Here is a 16,812-nt window from a genome sequence, read left to right on the forward strand (position 1 = left end):
AGGGCGGCGCAGGGTCGCGTGCTGCCGACCGCAGCCTGGGGAGGTTGAAGATGCGTATGCAAATTGCATGAGTAAGTACCCGGCTACCTCCAGCCGTTCGACATAGATTCGTAAATCGTCGACAATCAATCATCCTCAGACAACAAGTTGTTCGAAGAGAGAGGCAGTGATATGGCGAAAGAGGATCTTCAGAGACTTGCCGTGCTGATCGACGCGGATAATGCGTCAGCAGCCGTTGTAAAAGAGCTTTTGGAAGAAGTCGCGAGGTATGGCACCGCAACGATTAAGCGGGCTTATGGAGACTGGACCACGCCAAATTTGGCGGGATGGAAAGACCAGTTACATCGTCACGCGATCCAGCCTATTCAACAGTTCGCGTACACGAACGGTAAGAATTCAACGGATTCCGCATTCATCATCGACGCAATGGATCTGCTATATGCAGGTCGCGTTGACGGATTCTGTATCGTTTCAAGTGACAGTGATTTCACGAGACTTGCGACTCGTCTTCGGGAAGCCGGCAAGGCGGTGTACGGACTCGGTGAACGAAAGACACCTGAGCCGTTCATTGCTGCTTGCGACAAGTTCATTTTCTTTGAAGTATTGGGGAAGCTCAGGGAACCCGCTAGGGCGGTGAATGTGCCCGATCTGCCAGAGCTAAAGGGCCTTTTGATTCACGCGATAAATGAAACTTCGCGCGACGGCGGATGGGCGCCGCTATCGGCCGTTGGCTCTTTTATAGGTAAGAACAACGCGTCTTTTGATCCTCGCAACTACGGATTTGCAAAACTCGGTGAGCTAGTGCGCAAGCAACATTACTTGGAATGCAAAGATACACCCGACGCATCTGGATTCGTGCATCTGCAAGTTAAAGTTAGATGATACGGTAGGCCAAAGGATCAATCGCATGGGATGAACGACCGTTTTCGGGAGTTTTGAAGGACAGCTCAGGGTCGCGAATGCGCGTTGACGACCGGCCGCTTTTCGGTGGTGGGTCGGAGAGCCGACTGCCATCCCATCAGGCGTGCTCACCATGGACGAAAGGCAACTCAGAAAGCAGCCTCCTAATTAGGGCGATTTTAGCCTGTTTTCCCTGATGGGAGTAGTCAATCTAAGGCGATTCAGTATTGTCTAACGGCCGGGAGCGCTGAGGTGTTTTCCCGGCCATTGCTGCGATAGCAATCCGTAGATTGTTGCCTAGTTGCACAAGTCGAGCGTGTACGACTTCCTGCGCCCCCTTTCGACTAACGACGTGGGCAGTGGCGGGCCATGAGGCCGTAACAAAGTCAGTAACAAGTGCAATTGAGCGTGCCGCTATCAACCGCCTTATCCCACTCTTAGCCTGGCCACAAGCCTCCGCAATCGCTTCTCCAGCTTCCAGTGGCATCACGTCTTGGCCGGCAGACCATTTTTTCAACCGACCATGTGAGAAGGTGGCACCGACTCCCCCTCGCAACTGCATGGCAGCAGCAAGCTCTGCCAATGAGTTGCAAGACATGGAGGCCTGGGCCTCCAAAAGCCAATTGCCAATCGGATGGTGCAGCGGATTGGCCAATGCATCCAAGCGGTCAAGAGACAACTCTGCTTGTTCTTTGAACGGTGCAATGAGGCGCTCGATTAGGCTCGCCCCAAGGACGGCGTTCAACAGGCGCTCAGCAAAATGGTACTCCGCTGGCCTCATCCCAGGGACTTGTTTTGACCACCGGGCCTCCACATCAGCCAGGATGTTACGCGCGGAGTAAAAATGAGCCACTTCGCGCGAAGTAAATCTGAGCCACTTTTTCGTAAAGTCGGATCTTTTTGCGCGAGATCCGAGTGCTACACAAGGAAGAGTGGATGGAAATTCATGTGCTCAAGGCCCAGGGCCTCTCGGAGCGACAGATAGCCCGCCAGCTGGGCATTTCGCGAAACACGGTTGCGCGGTACCTGGATGCACCGCAGGCACCGAAGTACAAGATGCGCGAGCCACGAGCGACCAAACTGGAGCCGTTCAAAGCCTATATCGAGAAGCGGATTGCGCAGGCCCGGCCGGATTGGATACCGGCACCGGCCATGCTGCGCGAGTTGCGTGCACAGGGCTACACCGGCCAGATCCGGCAATTACAGGATTTCATGCGAAGCCGCAAGCCGATTCCCAAGGACGATCCGGTGGTACGCTTTGAGACCGCACCCGGCCAGCAGATGCAGTGTGATTTCGTCGTGTTCCGGCGCGGACGTGCTCCTCTCTATGCGTTCACGGCCACCCTCGGCTACAGCCGCTGGCGCTGGGTATGCTTCACTAGCGACGAGACCGCCGCCACGCTGGTCGCCTGCCACCATGCTCTGTTCGAGGCCTTGGGGGGTGTGCCCAGGGAGGTCCTGTACGACAATGCCAAGAGCGTCGTGATCAAGCGCGACGGCTACGGCCAAGGCCAGCATCGCTGGAACGATGACTTCCTGGACATGGCCAAGCTGTATGGCTTCATGCCGCGCCTGTGCCGTCCGTATCGCGCTCGCACCAAGGGCAAGGTAGAGCGTTTCCACCGCTACTTGCGCGGCAACTTCTATGTCCCGCTGGACAGCCGGATGCGCGCCAGCGGACTGGTCGTCGATGTCGCCACCGCCAATGCCGAAGTCGGCAAATGGCTGCGTGATGTAGCCAACCGCCGCGTGCATCCGCAAACCGGTCATGCCCCGTGCACCCTGTATGAGAACGTCGAGAAGGCACAGCTGCAATCATTACCAAAGCACGTACCGAAGCTTCAGCCGAGCTGGCCGGCGACACGGCCGGTGCGTGAGCAGATCCACTCGCTTCAGCATCCGCTGTCGGTCTACCAACAGATCCTCACGGAGGTGGTGGCATGAATCTGCAAGCAGAGCGCATCGACGCCTACTGTCGGCAACTCAAGCTTGACGGCTTGGCCGAACGGTTCGAAGCTATCGCCGCTCAGGCCTCCGAGCAGGACTGGAGCTTCATGGAATTCCTGGAGCAGGCCTTGGCCCACGAACGGGATGCTCGGCAGGTGCGAAGTCGGCAGACGCTCGCCCGGATGGCCTCCTTCCCGGTGATCAAAACACTGGAGCAGTATGACTTCGAGTTCGCCACCGGCACGCCAAGGAACCTGATCGAAGAGTTGGCCACGCTGCGTTTCATCGAGCGCGGAGAGAATGCTGTCTTCCTCGGTCCTTCTGGCGTGGGCAAGAGCCATCTAGCTATCGCTCTGGGCTACCTAGCCACGCAGGCCAGCATAAAAACTCACTTCGTGAGTGCCGCCGATCTGATGCTGCAACTCGCGGCCGCACAGCGACAGGACCGCTACGACTCGGTCATGCGCCACCGGGTGCTCGGCCCACGATTGCTGATCATCGACGAAATCGGCTATTTACCCTTTACCGGAGATCAGGCCAGCCACTTCTTCCATATCGTCTCAAAGCGCTATGAGCGAGGCGGTTCGATGATCCTGACCAGCAATCTTCCGTTTGCACAATGGGGCGACACCTTTGGCGATAACCCGACGCTGACTGCGGCAATGCTCGACCGCATCTTGCATCACGCTCACATCGTGCAGATCAAGGGTGACAGTTACAGGCTAAGGAAGCAGAAGAAAGCAGGATTCCTGGGCAAACCAGGTAAGCCAGTGGCTCAGAATTCGGTCGCGTAAACCGCCGCCTAGTGGCTCAGATTTACTTTGCGTTTGACAAGGAGATTCTTGCCACAACGATGGCATGGGACTTCTCTGGCCAAAACGCCAGAAGTAACCCGCATGGGGAGCCCCTCAAGGATCTGAAACGCAGCAAGAATGTCTGGTATCAAGGGGCCATCCAGTGCACTGCCTGCGAGCTTTTCGAGGTAATCCATCGGAAAGCCCAGGCGACCAGCCAACACCTGCTTCGTCGTTCGACTGGGATTGTTCTTTCCTCGAATCAGGTTCTCCAGATTCTTGTAATCACTTCCTGCCTCATGCCGGATGTACGCTTGGTGACTCGCATGGTCGCTGACCAGTCGAACAAGGAATTCAGGGTCGGGGGCCATAGAAATGTTGGGCTCAAGGTGCAGCATTCGACCGTAAGGACCGAGTACACGCAGGATCTCAACCGGCTGAAACGGCGGGGTAAGAAATTCGGCAACAGTCATATCGGAAATGCGTTTTTGGGCTGCACTTGGAGTCGTAAGCAGGTTTTCCATGTTGCGGTACCGTCAGCCGAAAAAGCGGTGAGAGCATAGCGTACGTCCAACAGGACGCCCACGTAGACTCTTCACATGAAAGGAAGCCATCATGGCAAATCGTACCTTCTCCGACTCCAGCAACCCGAATTGGCCGAGCCGCACCGGAGAGCCTTCCGGCAAGGGTAGGGGGAACAACCCACCGGCCAACAGATAACAGTCGACCCAAGGCAAGCTCCGTCTGATAGATGGGCTTGCCATCCTCTACCTGATAGGCGCCCACCTCCTAAAGCGGGCGCCTGCTAACACGCACCGTACACTGCGCATCAACTTATGCAGCGGAAATGTGGTGCACTACCTGCCAACCCAGGGATAGAACCGCCACGCAGGCCAAGAAGGCAAGCGCAATCCGGTTCTGCCTAGCGGACTTTGCTTGCTGGGCTTGCAAGCTTGCAACGGTAGATTCCAGTCCCTTTTGTCTTGTCTCTACCTGACTTGCCAACAATGCTATTTGTGTAGCAGCCGCATCGTGAGCCGCCAATGCGGTCGACGTTGCCTGGGCGTGCATCTGCAACCGGGTAGTCAGGTCTGTACGCAAGGCCTCCGAGTTAGTCTCCAGCTCCCCGACGGCATCTTGGATGCAGGTGCTCCATGTATGTGTGGTTTCGTCTTGGCGTCGCTCAAAATCCTGCTGTGATGAACGAAGCTCGACGAGTGCCCCGCGAACTTGCTCATCGCATTTCGCCACAAGACTCTGCATCTCATTCTTGAGAGCAGAATGCAGTTCCTCGTTAGCGGCACCTATCTTGCGCTCTGCTTCCCGAACCAGGGTGATGCAATCAACCAGCCTCTCGGCCTGATTTTGCGTGTAATACGTTGCATCCAACAGCTTTTGGTTGGCTGCGTTCGACACCTCTTGCTGCTCGGTAAACTCGTGCTGTTGCTCAAAGATTCGTTCGTTTAACCGCTTCAGCTCAAGTGCTTGTTCTGCCAATAGCGCCTGTTGTTTCAGCAGAACTTCTTGCTGGCCACTCAAAACCTTTGAGATAGCCGTATTCACAATAAGAAGTTGTGACGACCTTTGGGTCAAACGACCCATGGCCTGGTTGAGGTCCAGCTGAGCGTCTTCAACCTTGTCATCCCGGTCATACCACCAATTAGTAGCAAAATTTCCGTCTTTTTTTTCCTGACGAAGCTGCTCAAGTCGATGGTTTTCACCTTGGACCGATTTGGTCTCGGCAATCATGTCGTCCATCAGTTCCCGGATGTTGCTATCCCGAACAATCTGCTCTGGAATGGTTAGTGCTGACAAAACTTGGACAACCTGCAGTTCGTTCACGCTTTTGTTCATGATTTTAAGGCTAGATAGTTTTGAAAAAGTCGTCGATTGAGGCCTGGCTCTCGTAGATGAACGTAAGCTTGTCTGCACTGTTGCGAACCTGTTCACGCGTCTCTGTAACAGAGTGCTCGAGACTAACAAGTGAGGCCGCTGCAGCCCTTCCTGCGGAGCCCAACGTGTCACCAATTTTTTGATAGACGCTTACCGACTTGGCAAACCTCTCGACATTGTTGAACGAGCTTTCCGCGAGCATAGTCAGTTCGCTGGCAAACATTTCTTGACGCTTCGCGTCCGCGATAATTTCATCGAGAAGTTTCTCGTCCAGAGAGTGCCGATACCGGTCGAACATGCAATCAATCTGATAAGCCAAGAAAGCTGTCAGCAAACCAGAGAGAGTCCCTATAAGTACGGGCGTCACGATGTCAGCGATAACCTTAAGAAACGGCACACTTGCCATGAACGTCGCGACCGACTCGGTCAGAATAATGCCGACAGAACTAATGACGACAGCGGTTAGAATCTTTAGACCCTCTTGCAGCGCTTCGTCCTTTGTCAGGTGCTCAGGAGGAAATAGAATCGTCTTGAAAGCGCGAAACAGGCCAATCAGTCCTTCACGGATGGCTGTAACGAAGCGCTTAGCCGTCGACAGGAAACTGTTGAGCACAAACGTCATCAAGTTGCTCATAAAGCCACTGATGCCGCCGTGGAACAGCTGTGCTGCAGCATCTGGGATTTTCTTTACCACCGCTTGAATCACTTTGAACAGTCGGCCACGAATCTCTTCGAGCAGCGATTTTCCCGCCTCTACGCCATGCTTGATGAGCGTTTTGATTTCATTGAACAGACCGTTGACCAGTTCAGTTAGGAGTAACCCCATAGCCTGCCGAAGACCCATTTGCAACGCCTGACTTCCTCCGGTGTGCAGAAGCTCGGTAGCCTGTTTTTTTCGGAGCGCGCGGCCTACGGTGTCGTTCAGATGCTTTTGGGCCGTCTGAGACTTTTCGGCCATCAACTTTTTGTCAATCTCAAATTTCTCGGCATTGGTCGTGCCGTCGGGTCTTTCACGTGCGGCCCACTCTTCGAAGTCATGGTCACTTTTGGAGCCATTCAGTGGCTGATTTGTCAGTGCCAGGTTCTTGTCGTCATTGACCGCCGCCCTCATGCGACCAGGGTCTACTTTCAATGCACCAGTTTGCTCGTCTCGCTTCACATCACCGAGACCGAGATGTGCCTTTTTATTACTGTGAAATTCGCGGATGGGACCCACGTGGTCCAGCTCGGCGCGAACGACCCGGCCATCCCTCTGTTCAAAGGTTCCATCAGTAGACACCGTGCGACCGGTGTACTCATCCTTTCCGCGTGCGATACTTTCGGTGCGCTTGTCCTCCCACGTTTTTCCGCCTGTGGCTTTTGCAGCTTCCTTGGTCTTGATTTCATATTCAGACCGAACATCCACGCTGTACTCTCTGCGTGAGTTTGCGTGAAGCTTCTTGTCCGACTCGGTCGCAACAAAATCGTCGTCAACCCGCTCGAAATTGTGCAGCGTCGTGACATTACCGCCGTTCCGGTCCTCGAACATCGCCATCGACAGGCCAAATGGCCCAATAATCTGGGAGAGAACCTCACGCTGGCAGTCGGCGAAGAGCTTTTGCAGACGCTGTTCACGAAGTTCGAAGATGCTTTGTTCCATGGGGTGCTCCTCGTCTCAACCTAACTTGCTACCAACAAAATTTGAGAACCAACTGTTGAAATCGGGTGCAACCAGCTTCCGGGCAGGGAAGTCATGGAAGATTTCGATGACTTGACCAGAGCGGCCTCCTGAAGCCGGGGTCATGTCGAGGCACAGAAAATCCCCTCCGCCATTAGAGGCAAAAGGAATCCACCCTCTCGACCACCAGACCGCCTGGATTCCCTTATCCGACTGGGCCGTGGAGCCTTCCAGGTCGCCATCTTCTAGTAAATCGTTCCACGTCGCCCAACTGAGTATTACGTTTTGGAGCGATAGGAACTCATTGCCATCAAACAACCATTTCGCCTTGCCTTGTTGCCCCGCATGTATTTTGAGGCACTCAATGTAGCCAGAGGGCAAAGAGCAGCCAAGCCTTCGTTCAAGGTCTTGTATAGCGGTAGTCGTGGCAGGCGAATTGAGGTCTGCCAATGTCTTTGCTTCGTTCAACCGCAACCAGGCCTCAAGGCGCTCCCAATCTTGCTTCATCAGATTACTTCCCCCGAAGATTGATATTGAACATCGAAATTCCACGCACTACCTGCAGCTCATCATTAGTCAAGCAGCCAGCGATGCAGTTGGATTATCTTTCGGACCATGCAGCGAGTAATGGGCGGCATGAGTCTTATTCATCGTGAGAGTGGGCCAGAAACCGCATTGATGGCAGACAGCTGCTATGGCGAAGTCTATGCGCTGTCAAACGCAAAGTAAATCTGAGCCACCGGGCGGCGGCTTACGCGACTGAATTCCCAGCCATTGGGTTACGTGATTTGCCCAGGAATCCTGCTTTCTTCTGCTTCCTTAGCCTGTAACCGTCACCCTTGATCTATGGATCGCCCCGGAATTCGTGGAGGCCGGTTGGATTAAGTTGAGACCTCAAGGCCGGTCTCGTTGGCCTGTTGCTTCCATTAGTTTGCCTCGGCTGCGGCTGGAGGAATTTGCCCGATCGGCTCCAGCAGTCGACAATGGTTGAACCGATGCACCTATTGCAGCGTCGCCAGCTCGACAGATTCCCTGTTCTTCCAGGGAGCGCGGCGGTGGATCAATTCGGCCTTGTACAGCCCGTTGATCGTCTCGGCCAAAGCGTTATCGTAGCTGTCGCCTCGGCTGCCGACCGAAGGCTATATGCCTGCCTCGGCGAGCCGCTCAGTGTATCGAATGGAGACGTATTGCGATCCTCTGTCCGAATGATGAACCAAGCTGTCCGAGCTCCTTGGCTGGCGATCGTACAGCGCCTGCTCCAGCCCATCGAGTACGAAGCCGGTGCGCATCTTGCTGCTGACACGCCAGCCGACGATGCGTCGGGCATACACGTCAATCACAAACGCCACGTACAGCCAACCCTGCCAGGTCGAAACGTAGGTGAACTCAGACACCCACAGCTGGTTCGGACGATCAGCCTTGAATTGCCGATTCACCCGGTCGAGCGGACAAGGTGCCGAACGATCCGGCACTGTAGTTCGCACCACCTTGCCCCGCGCCACTGCAGCCCCTTCCCGGTTCATCTGCCTCCAAACCTTGTCGGCACCGAAGGCATGCATATTGGTATGCCAGACACGCTGAATCTCTGGGATCAGCTCGTCATCACGTTGGGCGCGTGCGCAACGCACAGCGGGATTCCGGGTGTGTGCCGCATGACACCAGCATCCCGACGGGGCTATCCGCAGGACCTTGCAGATCGGCTCGACCCCATACACCTCCCGGTACTGGTCGACATATGCCTTCAGGACTTGAGCCGGCGGTCGAGCTCCGCCTGGGCAAAAACGCACTGTCCGTCTTGAGGTTCTCATTGGCTCGGCGCGGCTCCTTGACTTCGCGTTCCAGGGTCTTGAGCCGCTCACGCTCGGTGGTGCTCAAGTCGTCGCGTAAGCCCGTATCGACCTCCTCGCGCTTGACCCATTCCAGCAAGGTTTGGGGCACGCAGCCAATCTTGGGAGCAATCGCTTCAACAGCAGCCCGTAGAGACGGATACCCGCCTCGATGCTCCTGCACGATGCGAACCGCGCGATCGCGTACCTCGGGTGAAAATTTGGTTGTTTTGTTCATGGCTCCATCTGCTCAGAAGTCGGAGCCTCCTCAAACCCCCGGGTGATTCAGTTGATCACCCTTGAATCCATGCCATTGATACGTTAGGCAACGGCCGAATCATATAGCTGGTATGCGAGCTTTGCTTCCTCGGCGAATTCCGCTCGGAGCGCCTGCGGTTCGATGACCTCGACGTATGGGCCATAGGCCCGTAGCCACCACTTGAACCGCTGGCTCAAAACGATGTGCCCCGTGACAGTCATTGACCCATCGCTGTGATTTTCAATTGTTTGATCCCGGGAGAGTGGCGTTTCCAGCAACGCGTGTTGTGTGCCGTCCAGAAAGCGGAGGACAACCTTAGCTTCTTCGGCAGGGAAATAGTCGAATCGGCGCTCCTTTTCAACATACGACCACAGCTCAAAATCACTGGGGTAGCTGAACGGGTCGGGAAGCACCTTCGCGGCATGCATCCGATCAAGTCGATACATCGCTTGGTTGGGTTTGGCTTCGCCGTTTATCACCGACCGGGCCACCAGGTACACCAGATTTCCACCGACTTCGACCAAACCCAGCGGCATGACGGTTTGAGGCTTGACGATTTTTCCCGGGGCGGATCGCGAGTGATACTCGATCTCGAGCAGTTGCTCCAGAAACAGACTTCGGGACACGGCAGGGAAAATGTCGTCAGGAATGGTTGGGGACTGCAACTGGAATGCGCCGTCGACGGCAGTCACCTTGCGCTGCCATGAGGCATAACGCATCCCCTCGGGCACTGTGCTCTTCTCAAGGCGTGCCTGGGCAACGCCAAACAGGCCGTCCAAAACCTCGGTGACCAGCGTTGGGATTTGCCGAGAGGCGAATCTCTTCAAGATCTGGAGCGCCAGCGCCTCATCGAATGTCATCAGCCCTGCAGCCTTGGCGGCAAACCCGTTGGCTCCCTCTTTCCTTTGCCATAACAGCGCCTTTCCGCGCTCTTGGCAGTCGACGACGCCGATGCTGGCTAGATTTTCGAGTCTTCGCTGGACCGTCTTTACATGACGGACCTCACACCCCTGATCGTTCAACTTGCGGGTTATGTCTGGCGTACTGATCCAGGGTTCGGGGGATTTAGGCGTTGGCAGGCAGGCAAGAATGCCTGAGTCCTCTAGTTTGGTCATGTTCGATTTCTTTTTTTTAAGAGACGCAAAATGTCTCATAAGCGATCAATACTTGCAAGACAGGATGGACCGGCGAAAGCAAAAAACACCGGAATCCGATCTTGGTGCCTATGAATTATCGGGGGATGAAATGAAAAAAGCCGGCGCTCTTCTTTGCGGTGCGATCGCTGTCACAGTGCTGTTCTCTGGGTGTCAAGCCACCGGTGAACAATATGCGGCAAATGTTTACCAAGCCAATCAGGTCAACGCGCGCCAAGCTGCGCGTACGGTCAGGATTCTCGCGGTCATGCCTGCCAAGGTTCAGGTCGATAATCGGCAAGCCAAGCAGGCCGCTCAAATTTTCGCCGGCATTCTTGGCGCGGTCGCTGGCGGGGCGATTGGACACAGCATTGGCAATCGCGATGCCAGCAATACGACACTGGGAGCGGTGACCGGAGGCGTCGCGGGGGCGGCAGCCGGCTCAATGGTTGGTAGTCAGACGCTCGTCGATGGTGTGTCGATTACATATGTGCAAGACGGTCAGACATATAACTCGGCGCAGGTCGGTGCGCTGTGTCAGTTTGCACCCGGCGAAGCCGTAATGATATCGACTGGTCCGAATGAGACAAGAATTCAGCCGAACGCCATTTGCCCCATCGCAAAAAAATAACGGAGGATCCTCTCGTGAAGAAAGCACTCATTGTTGGGGCGGCGATGGCGATTTTTGCGAATGCGTATGGCGCACCCTCGCTAGCGGATCAAATTGCAGCGGTGCATTCGGCGGAAATGCAAAAGAGGGCCGCCGACGAGGCTGCGCAGAAGGCTGCCGAGGCGGCGAGACGGGAACAGGCGCGACAGGAAGCGCTGCGCCAGGATCAGCTCCAGCGCAAGCATGACGCCGCTTTGGCCGCTGCCCAAGCGGCGCGCAAAGCTGAGCGAGACCGGCAATTGGCGGCTGCCGAGGCCGACAAGAAGCGAGCGCAGGCGTATCAGGATCAGTTGCGCAGCTTGCAAATCGAGAGGGAGCAACTGCAACTTCAGGCGATGAAAGCACGAGTGGCGCGAGCAAATGACTTCATCGACCAGGAGCTGCGGCAGGATGCTGCCCAAACAGATGTCGTCCAATCGCGCGCTGATGCCAATCGAGCCCTCTCCCAAGGCACAAAATCCCTGCTCGAGGACACGGGCAAGGCACGCGTCAAGAATGCGTCCGGGTGGTTCAAATAGGTGTTTTCGTCCGCGTGACACGGGGTTGTCGTTGACATGGATGTTGATCGACTTAAAAAAATGATGCGAGAGTCAAAGTCGGCCGGGGAGCTCGTGGATTTAGTCAACGCATCCTTAGTCGCGGAGTGTCCGAATGACTGCAAATGTCGTATCGTGGACGTTCTCCCAAGAGGCAGCGTGGAGACCTCGGAGTGCAACTGGAGCGTCCTTATTTTCCTGGGGCCTACCAAGTGCCAGGCGCTGGTGGAGCGGGTCGTGTCATGCGTTCAGGAAAAATTCAACTTGGCTCGATGAGAAAAATGAAAGAGTGCGATGGGGCACGCAATGGACGCTGACGAAAATATCCGAGTGACGCTTCTCGACGTGCCTGAGGGAAATGTCCGCGGCTTTGTGTCCGCATATGACATGGCAGAGGGTGACGGCACGCGACTCGCACATGCGACGCTGTTTATTGACGGCCCGCCGAAGATCACATTCACTGCGCCGCTCGAATCGTGGAAGGAAAACTTATCGCGGCAATGGCAGATTATGGAATTGTTCGCGAAAACGATCAATGAACTGGACAGCGCTCGCAACAAGAGGAGGTAGCATGCTGTTCAACAGATGGATCTGCATGGATTCCGATATACTCGGCGTTGCATCAGGGCGCAATGATGATCTTCTGCATGAAAGTTATTGATGCGGACGCAGGCATCAGCTTGGGATGCTGAATAAAAAATTTAAATCGGGGAATCGCATGCCCATACATCAGGCTTTCAATAACTGCTTAAATCATCTCGGCACTTGCCTGACTGCTCTGCCGACAAATTGTCTTTTGAACAATGGAAATGTCGAAAGGGAGCTAAAGTTTTTGACAGCGTGTCATTTGGAATTGGAAACCCCGCCAGGAGATTTTTCTTATGTGATGGAAAAGACCTTGCCGGGAGTGCGCCCGCCAATTGATCTTATCGCCTTTGAAAATCTCGCGGCAGTTTTCGCGGCGGAATTCAAATGCACATTCTCAAATGACACTCCGCTGATAAAAAAAACAATAAAGCAGGCATGCAATCAAGCGACAGCGATTCGTGGGAAGGGATTCCCCGATCCGAGCGGTGTAACCGGGGGACCTGTGCCCGTTTACATCGTACATTTTCTGAACCATTCGGATCCTGCGAATCTCACGGGGTCATATCCACAGTGGATAAGGAAAAAATATCCGACTGGTCTGGCTCGAATCAATCTTGGGATGCTGCAAATGAAGTACGATAAAGCACTCAACGATCTGGGAATAATTGGGGCAGCGTATCATCCTTTTGTGCACAATCCTAGTCTGCACTCTTTGGTAATTGAACTCCCTTAACCGACCACCGCGTCGACGCTGCGTTCCATACAGTTTGTTTCCGCAGCACGTAAAGAAATGCCACAACTCATTGAACATATCGACGCTATCAGCCGAGCGAAGGCACGCGATGTCGTTTTTGTCTGGTTCCCAGAGTGCAAGCTCACCTTCGATCCTGACCGGCCGCGATGTGATTGGGAAACGCATCCCGCTCGCGTGAATATCATCGAGTGGCTCGATGCCAACCTTATTGCGTGGCAGTGTTGTGCCCATTTTGCGTCGGAGGACGCTCTGCGGAGTTACGACGGGAGAATCTATATTGATGTGCCTTTCGATCTTGCTGACCCGATCTATCAGAAAGTTGCCGCCTATCTTGAAAACCCCGATGGCACCACGCGGATCCCGGGAGCGAGGTTCGAGTGTTTGCCGTTGAGTCGGGCATTGCGCAATAAGCATCATGATGTCCCGGGCTTCTGGGAGAAATGGGCGGAGGATTTGTAGGGCTTTTCGGCGCGAGCGTCCCATGCCTGTGAGCGGCCACCGTCGAAAGCACGCGCGGGCATTGCCGAGACAGTGCCTAGGGAGAGCATTGAGCGTGGGATTGTCTGACAAAGAAAAGATCGCCTTGGCGGTAAGCTGGCTGACCAGCGCCGATGGCCTGCTCGTTACTGCGGGTGCGGGAATGGGCGTGGATTCCGGATTACCCGATTTCCGGAGCAAGCGAGGCTTCTGGCGGGCCTATCCCGCCTTTGAAGATACCGGTATGGCATTCCACCAGATCGCCTCTCCTGCCGCGATGCGCGCGCTACCAACTCTCGGGTGGGGCTTTTATGGCCACCGCCTCGAACTGTATCGACGGACTACACCACATCCGGGATTCTATATTCTGCGGGAGTGGGCGGCTCGGATGCCTCGCGGCCTGTTTGTCTATACGAGTAATGTGGATGGGCAGTTTCAGAAAGCCGGGTACCCCGACGAACGAATCGTTGAATGCCATGGCTCAATCCATTATCTGCAATGCACCGATTTGTGCAGTCGCGCGATATGGTCCGCCGATGAGCTGCAGGTTTTCGTCGACTCTCATACGTGCCGGCTGTTGAGTGAATTGCCGACCTGCCCGCGGTGTGGGGCAATGACGCGTCCGAACATTTTGATGTTCGACGACTATGAATGGATCGACGAGAGAACAGAGCGACAGTATGCGCAGTTCGAGCGTTGGCGCGAGTGCGTTTCGAAGCTGGTTGTTATTGAAATCGGCGCAGGCAAGGTGGTTTCGACTGTGCGTCGCTTTAGCGAGAAGCATGGACCACGCGTTATTCGTATCAATACCAATGATTATGCGATCGCACCTCATGTCGGCATCGGAATTGCAGGTTCTGCGCTCGAAACACTTCGCGCGATCAAGGCGCTTGAAACTGATTAAGTTGTTGACGCGGCATGTCAGGAGGGGATGAGGAACTTGCGTTAGACTTTTGCCGAAGGGAATAAAACTCAATATGTAGCGTCATGCGTAAGCGCCCGGCAATGTCATCTTGAGAAGCGCCGTAAGCGTAAGGATCATGGTGCCCACCTAAAAACAGGTGGACACCTATGACCGATACGAAGATCCAACGGCGCCGTTACGGCGCAACGCTCAAGGCGCAAATTCTTGCAGAATGCGAGCAACCCGGCATGTCGGTGGCGCGCGTGGCCATGGCCCACGGCATCAACGCCAACATCGTGCACAAGTGGCGTCGCCAATCCCTGGCACGCTGCACCCCGGTGACGATGTCGGCGATGGATGGCTTTATTCCAGTGCCAATCGCGCCCGCCGCGTCAAGCGGTGCGGCCGACATTCGGCTTGAACTGCGGCGAGGCCCGGTCAGTGTGGCCGTGTCCTGGCCGATGGCGGCCACTACCGAATGCGCACACTGGCTGCGCGAGGTCTTGCGGTGATCCGCATCGACGCCATCTGGCTGGCCACCGAGCCGCTGGACATGCGCGCCGGTGCCGATACCACCCTGGCACGGGTGGTCAAGGTGTTCGGCGCCGCACGGCCCCACCATGCCTACCTGTTCGCCAACAAGCGCGCCACGCGCATGAAGGTGCTGGTCTACGACGGCTTCGGTATTTGGCTGGCGGCGCGACGTCTGAACAAGGGGCGCTTTGCCTGGACGGATGGCACCGCCGCCATGACCGTTGCGCTCAATGTCGAGCAGCTTGGGGCACTGGTAACAGGCCTGCCCTGGCAGACCCTGGCGCAAGACCATGCCATCACCGTGGTGTGACGGATTCCCCACAGGGATGTAAACAGTTTCGATTCACCCGGCGCCCCGGTTCTGGCAAACTGCGGCGCATGAACTCACCGGCAGACCTCGATCGGCTCAGCGAAGAAGAAGTGCGGAAACTGGCTGCGCGCCTGATGGTCGAGGTCCGCACCAAGCAAACGCTGATCGACAAGCTCACCCACGAGAATGCCACGCTCAAGCGTCTCAAGTTCGCTGCCACCAGCGAAATTTATACTGGGGAACAGCAACGGCTGTTGTTCGAGACGCTCGACATGGACATGGAAGCGGTGTCACTCGAGATCAAGAAACTGGCGCCACCGGCAGCCGGCACCCGAGATAAACAGCAACCCAAACGTACCCCCTTGCCGCCCACTCTGCCGCGCAAGGACATCCATCATGAGCCGGCATCGACCGTCTGCCGCTGTGGCTGCCAGTTGCAGCGCATCGGCGAGGATATTGCCGAGAAGCTCGATTACCAACCAGGCGTCTTCACGGTGGAGCGCCATGTGCGCGGCAAATGGGCGTGCCGCCAATGCGAGACGCTGGTGCAGGCGCCGGTGGCGCCGCACATCATCGACAAGGGGATTCCGACCGCCGGCTTGCTGGCGCATGTGCTGGTGGCCAAGTACGCCGACCACCTCCCTTTGTACCGGCAGTCCGACATCTTCGAGCGTGCCGGGTTAGGCATTGCGGATTCCACACTGGCGCAATGGGTTGGCCAATGCGGCGTGCAATTGCAGCCGCTGGTGGAAGCCTTGCGCGAAGCGCTGCTAAAGCAGACGGTACTGCATGCCGACGAGACGCCGGTGCAAATGCTTAAGCCCGGCAACGGCAAGACGCATCGGGCCTACTTGTGGAGTTACTGCAGTACGGCATTTGATCCGATGAAAGCAGTGGTGTTCGACTTTGCCGAGAGTCGCGGCGGCCGGCATGCCGATGCGTTTCTAGGTGCTTGGCGCGGCACGCTGGTGTGCGACGATTACAGTGGCTACAAGGCGCTGTTCAGGCAAGGTGTGACGGAAGCCGGCTGCATGGCGCATGCGCGTCGCAAATTCCATGAATTGTGGGCCAACCACAGCAGCCAGATTGCCGAGGAGGCGCTCAAGCTGTTCGGCGTGCTGTACGAGGTCGAACGGGCAGCACAAGACCGTGATGCTGACCAACGGTACGAGATGCGGCAGCAACAGGCCAGGCCGGTGGCCGATACCTTGCATGCCTGGCTGCTGGCACAGCGGCAACGGGTGCCGGATGGCGGCGCCACCGCCAGGGCGATCGATTACAGCCTGGGACGCTGGGGCGCGCTGACGCGCTACCTGGACGATGGCGCGCTGCCCATCGATAATAACTGGGTGGAGAACCAGATCCGGCCGATTGCGACCGGACGCAAGAACTGGCTATTTGCCGGCAGTTTGCGCGCCGGCCAGCGCGCTGCTGCCGTGATGAGCCTGATCCATTCGGCCCGGCTCAACGGGCACGATGTTTATGCGTATATGAAGGATATTCTGGAGCGGCTGCCAACCCAGCCGGCCAGCCGTATCGGTGAACTGCTGCCGCACTGCTGGGAACCGCTCGATTAAGTCCCGTTCTGAAAGCGTCGTCAAGATGGGTTCGCCGGGCGCTTACCGTCATG

Annotated in this window: 17 protein-coding genes, 1 pseudogene and 1 other annotated feature; of the genes and pseudogenes, 12 read left to right on the top strand and 6 right to left on the bottom strand. The window is 56.1% G+C overall.

Features of this window, described 5'->3' with window-relative positions; all coding sequences use genetic code 11:
• The first annotated feature begins 171 nt into the window (after window positions 1-171).
• The 3 genes from PATSB16_RS02225 (at window position 172) to istB (ending at window position 3,641) form a co-directional block, all read left to right on the top strand.
• A complete protein-coding gene (locus PATSB16_RS02225) occupies window positions 172-882 on the top strand; it encodes an NYN domain-containing protein (protein ID WP_047212434.1) in 711 nt (236 codons plus the stop codon).
• Between the two features lie 933 nt (window positions 883-1,815).
• Window positions 1,816-2,844, top strand: a complete 1,029-nt coding sequence (gene istA, locus PATSB16_RS02230; protein WP_047216197.1) for an IS21 family transposase — start codon at window positions 1,816-1,818, stop codon at window positions 2,842-2,844.
• Window positions 2,841-3,641 carry an IS21-like element helper ATPase IstB gene (gene istB, locus PATSB16_RS02235; RefSeq protein ID WP_047212435.1) on the top strand — a complete coding sequence of 267 codons (801 nt, stop codon included), beginning with the start codon at window positions 2,841-2,843 and terminating at the stop codon, window positions 3,639-3,641. Before istA ends, istB begins: the two co-directional genes overlap by 4 nt.
• Window positions 3,642-3,649: 8 nt before the next feature.
• Here istB and PATSB16_RS20750 read toward each other — a convergent pair whose 3' ends face one another.
• From PATSB16_RS20750 to PATSB16_RS02265, 6 genes and pseudogenes are all read right to left on the bottom strand, one after another.
• Window positions 3,650-4,165, bottom strand: a complete 516-nt coding sequence (locus tag PATSB16_RS20750) for a hypothetical protein (protein WP_156884558.1) — start codon at window positions 4,163-4,165, stop codon at window positions 3,650-3,652.
• A gap of 310 nt (window positions 4,166-4,475) precedes the next feature.
• Window positions 4,476-5,483, bottom strand: coding sequence for a coiled-coil domain-containing protein (locus tag PATSB16_RS02245; RefSeq protein WP_047212437.1), 1,008 nt, complete (start codon window positions 5,481-5,483; stop codon window positions 4,476-4,478).
• A gap of 22 nt (window positions 5,484-5,505) precedes the next feature.
• Window positions 5,506-7,173, bottom strand: coding sequence for a hypothetical protein (locus PATSB16_RS02250; protein ID WP_047212438.1), 1,668 nt, complete (start codon window positions 7,171-7,173; stop codon window positions 5,506-5,508).
• Between the two features lie 15 nt (window positions 7,174-7,188).
• Window positions 7,189-7,698 (bottom strand): SMI1/KNR4 family protein, encoded by a 510-nt coding sequence (locus PATSB16_RS02255; protein WP_047212439.1) that lies wholly within the window; start codon window positions 7,696-7,698, stop codon window positions 7,189-7,191.
• A 419-nt stretch (window positions 7,699-8,117) separates the two neighbouring features.
• Window positions 8,118-9,255: pseudogene (locus PATSB16_RS02260) on the bottom strand (IS3 family transposase).
• Window positions 8,862-8,977, bottom strand: a sequence feature (AL1L pseudoknot). (Overlaps the previous pseudogene by 116 nt.)
• 83 nt (window positions 9,256-9,338) lie before the next feature.
• Window positions 9,339-10,391 carry a helix-turn-helix transcriptional regulator gene (locus tag PATSB16_RS02265; protein WP_047212440.1) on the bottom strand — a complete coding sequence of 351 codons (1,053 nt, stop codon included), beginning with the start codon at window positions 10,389-10,391 and terminating at the stop codon, window positions 9,339-9,341.
• On the opposite strand from PATSB16_RS02265, the gene PATSB16_RS02270 reads away from it, so the two are divergent.
• The 9 genes from PATSB16_RS02270 to tnpC all read left to right on the top strand — a co-directional run bounded on the left by PATSB16_RS02270 (window position 10,390) and on the right by tnpC (window position 16,759).
• On the top strand, window positions 10,390-11,040 hold the full coding sequence (locus tag PATSB16_RS02270; RefSeq protein ID WP_206093662.1) for a glycine zipper 2TM domain-containing protein: 651 nt from the start codon (window positions 10,390-10,392) through the stop codon (window positions 11,038-11,040). The two genes, PATSB16_RS02265 and PATSB16_RS02270, sit on opposite strands and share 2 nt — an antisense overlap.
• Window positions 11,041-11,054: 14 nt before the next feature.
• Window positions 11,055-11,597: a DUF5384 family protein gene (locus tag PATSB16_RS02275; protein ID WP_206093663.1), complete on the top strand. Its 543-nt coding sequence runs from the start codon at window positions 11,055-11,057 to the stop codon at window positions 11,595-11,597.
• A 324-nt stretch (window positions 11,598-11,921) separates the two neighbouring features.
• A complete protein-coding gene (locus PATSB16_RS02285; RefSeq protein WP_156884560.1) occupies window positions 11,922-12,185 on the top strand; it encodes a hypothetical protein in 264 nt (87 codons plus the stop codon).
• Between the two features lie 115 nt (window positions 12,186-12,300).
• On the top strand, window positions 12,301-12,936 hold the full coding sequence (locus PATSB16_RS20755) for a hypothetical protein (protein WP_156884562.1): 636 nt from the start codon (window positions 12,301-12,303) through the stop codon (window positions 12,934-12,936).
• 57 nt (window positions 12,937-12,993) lie between these two features.
• The gene (locus PATSB16_RS02290) at window positions 12,994-13,416 is read left to right on the top strand and encodes a hypothetical protein (RefSeq protein WP_047212443.1); all 423 of its coding nucleotides are present in this window, start codon (window positions 12,994-12,996) and stop codon (window positions 13,414-13,416) included.
• A 100-nt stretch (window positions 13,417-13,516) separates the two neighbouring features.
• Window positions 13,517-14,338 carry an SIR2 family NAD-dependent protein deacylase gene (locus PATSB16_RS02295; RefSeq protein WP_047212444.1) on the top strand — a complete coding sequence of 274 codons (822 nt, stop codon included), beginning with the start codon at window positions 13,517-13,519 and terminating at the stop codon, window positions 14,336-14,338.
• 167 nt (window positions 14,339-14,505) lie between these two features.
• Complete coding sequence (gene tnpA, locus PATSB16_RS02300) at window positions 14,506-14,850, top strand: IS66-like element accessory protein TnpA (protein WP_047212445.1); 345 nt, start codon at window positions 14,506-14,508, stop codon at window positions 14,848-14,850.
• Entirely contained in the window at window positions 14,817-15,182 is a 366-nt protein-coding gene (tnpB, locus tag PATSB16_RS02305) for an IS66 family insertion sequence element accessory protein TnpB (protein ID WP_156884564.1), read from the top strand. The genes tnpA and tnpB overlap by 34 nt, the downstream gene beginning before the upstream one ends.
• A gap of 68 nt (window positions 15,183-15,250) precedes the next feature.
• A complete protein-coding gene (gene tnpC / locus PATSB16_RS02310) occupies window positions 15,251-16,759 on the top strand; it encodes an IS66 family transposase (protein ID WP_047212447.1) in 1,509 nt (502 codons plus the stop codon).
• Window positions 16,760-16,812: the final 53 nt, after the last annotated feature.

The organism is Pandoraea thiooxydans (genome assembly GCF_001931675.1).
Classification (GTDB): Bacteria; Pseudomonadota; Gammaproteobacteria; order Burkholderiales; family Burkholderiaceae; genus Pandoraea; species Pandoraea thiooxydans.